This window comes from Microcystis sp. M44BS1 (assembly GCF_020244875.1).
Classification (GTDB): Bacteria; Cyanobacteriota; Cyanobacteriia; order Cyanobacteriales; family Microcystaceae; genus Microcystis; species Microcystis panniformis.
Genome location: NZ_JADBVM010000129.1, coordinates 1 through 2,538, shown reverse-complemented (window position 1 = coordinate 2,538; position 2,538 = coordinate 1). Strand labels below are relative to the sequence as shown.

4 protein-coding genes and 1 pseudogene are annotated in these 2,538 nt (G+C 35.2%); 1 reads left to right on the top strand and 4 read right to left on the bottom strand.

Going from position 1 to position 2,538, the window contains the following annotated elements; translation table 11 throughout:
* Positions 1–695 (top strand): annotated as a pseudogene (locus IM515_RS10160) (ATPase); the annotation flags it as partial.
* 298 nt (positions 696–993) lie between these two features.
* Here the strand turns inward: IM515_RS10160 and IM515_RS10155 are convergent.
* The 4 genes from IM515_RS10155 to IM515_RS10140 all read right to left on the bottom strand — a co-directional run.
* A complete protein-coding gene (locus IM515_RS10155; RefSeq protein ID WP_256377346.1) occupies positions 994–1,116 on the bottom strand; it encodes a hypothetical protein in 123 nt (40 codons plus the stop codon).
* A 169-nt stretch (positions 1,117–1,285) separates the two neighbouring features.
* On the bottom strand, positions 1,286–1,549 hold the full coding sequence (locus IM515_RS10150) for a hypothetical protein (protein WP_002752205.1): 264 nt from the start codon (positions 1,547–1,549) through the stop codon (positions 1,286–1,288).
* 63 nt (positions 1,550–1,612) lie between these two features.
* Positions 1,613–2,176, bottom strand: coding sequence for a Uma2 family endonuclease (locus IM515_RS10145; RefSeq protein ID WP_287629141.1), 564 nt, complete (start codon positions 2,174–2,176; stop codon positions 1,613–1,615).
* 109 nt (positions 2,177–2,285) lie between these two features.
* Positions 2,286–2,538: hypothetical protein (locus tag IM515_RS10140; RefSeq protein WP_287697977.1), on the bottom strand; the 253-nt coding region annotated here is incomplete at its 5' end.

The following is a 2,538-nucleotide window of genomic DNA, read 5'->3' as shown; positions in this document are numbered from 1 at the left end:
CTGATATAATAGATTATCTAAGCTCCTATCGTTGTTTAATTATTCTTGATGATGTGCAGAATATTTTTAAACTGGGGGAATTAGCAGGTAAATATTTAAGCGACTGTCAGGATTATCATAAATTTTTTCAGCAAATTGCTACCACATCTCATCAAAGTTGTTGGATTTTAATTAGTTGGGAACTTCCCAGAGATTTTGTCACCTTAAAATCCGATAAAATTAAAACTTTATACCTGCAAGGTTTAACAACAGAATTTGAAGAAATCTTCAAAGAATACGGTTTAAAAAGTGAGGAGAAATGGACAGAACTGAGGGAACTTTATCAAGGTCATCCTAACTGGTTAAATATCATCTCCTCAACCATTATTGAACTATTTGATGGAGAAGTATCCTTATTTTTAGAACAAATGAACAATGAAATTTATTTAGGGGATATAGAAAACTCGATCGAATGTCATTTACAGCGTTTATCCGCAGCAGAAAAAAAGGTGATACACTGGTTAGCTAATCAAACTGAAGCGGTAGAAAAATTTCCTAAAACTGCTAATCTTGACCTTTCTCAATCCCAATTTTGGGCAGCTATTCAGTCACTAATGAGACGCTGTTTACTGGATAAATTACCATCAGAAACCTCGTCCTATTTTCCCATTAATTCTGTGTTTAAATCCTATCTTAAAAGAAATCCTAACGATTAGGATTATCTCTTTACAAATAAATGCGATCGCATTTTTACCTTTAACTATTTTGTAAGACTTGTAAGAATAAATTTGGCGATAAAATTTGTGTATAATGATAATGCTTTAGCGGTAAAATGTGTTTTTTATCTAAAGAAACTAGATAATCAGCACCTATTTCGTAAGCGGCTGCCAAAAACATATTAAGTAGGTGGGTGGAATTAAATATAAAATGAACGTAGGTTGGGTTGAAGCATGAAACCCAACGCCCGCATGGGTTACGCTACCGCTAACCCATCCTACAAATAATTGTGCCTACCTACTTATCATTTGGATCAACCTGATCGAGTAGCGTTGCTTGATAAATGCCTTGAATTTTGATAGCAGTATAAAAAATAGCCCTTAAAATATCCTTAATATCATTTCTGTCAATATTTTTCACTAATAGTTTTTCAACCAATTCCTCCAATAATTGAGGAGAAATAACTAACTTAAATCTACCCTCTCACCAATAACGAATAATTTGACAAGGCACACTGGATTTTTACTTAACAAAGCTGAAAGAAAAACCGAAGTATCAAGAATAACAAGAGGTGAATCTTGAGCAAACATCATAGTAAATCAGATTCTTCTAAGTTTCCTGAAATTCTCACACAAGCGTCATCAAATTTTTGCCAAACTTCATGATAACAATTATCGGGCATATTTTGAACCTCATTTAATGTTTCCATAATCAAATCTTTGGCCTGTTTTCTATTTACATTTTCTTTTAAAACTTCTAAATGCTTGTGTAACTGTTCTAATAACCATTGTTTATCTTCAAACGAAAAATTTCGTAACTTTTGTTCCAGTTCAATAATTTGAGGGGATATCATAAAATTAACTCCTGACCAAGATTAGTTTAGTTTAATGATAACAAAAGCTTCAAATTTAAAGCTTCAACTAAAGATTACCTTGTTATAAATATCTGCTATCTCCACCTCAACCCCCAAAGAGTTTAAATGAATTATCCTATCAGATTCATAAGCTGTAAACACCCAGCAATCGCCTTCCTTTTGAAAATGTTCAATATAACATTTTTCCTGAGAAATCAATAAATATTCCTGAAAAGTTGCAATGGTTCGATAAGCGGCAAACTTTTCTTCTCTGTCGTAACTTGCCGTTGCAGCAGACAAAACCTCAGCGATTAAAACAGGATTAATTAAAGTATCTTTGCGTCCTTCTTGATAAATAAGAGGTTCAGGCATCACCATAATATCAGGATAGGTAGCTATTTGACGCTCAGGTATCCATAAACGCTGATCGGTGACAAAAACGGCATAGGGTTGATTCTTTAGTCCAGTATATAAAGCCACTAATAAATTACTAATAATGCGATTATGAGTCGGTGTCCCTCCTGTCATAGCAATAATTTTTCCATCCAGATATTCATGACGAGTTTGGGATTGTATTTCCTGCTCAAAATATTGACTAAGAGTATATTTTCCAGTGAGAGCGGTCATAATGATGATTGTTTAAGAATAAACATTTTCCAGCGTTTTTCATTGTTCCCCAATTCTAACAACAAAAAAGCACCCCCTCGCGGGAGTGCCTTTTCGTTCAGACTAGGAATTAACCATTGATAGCGGGAGCAATCAGAGCTACGGGAGCCTGTTCACCACTAGCTAAGTCTAAGGGGAAGTTGTGAGCGTTGCGCTCGTGCATTACTTCCATACCGATACCAGCGCGGTTTAAAACATCGGCCCAAGTACCGATTACACGACCTTGAGAATCGAGAATCGACTGGTTGAAGTTAAAACCATTGAGGTTAAACGCCATGGTGCTAACACCCATTGCCGTAAACCAGATACCGATTACTGGCCAT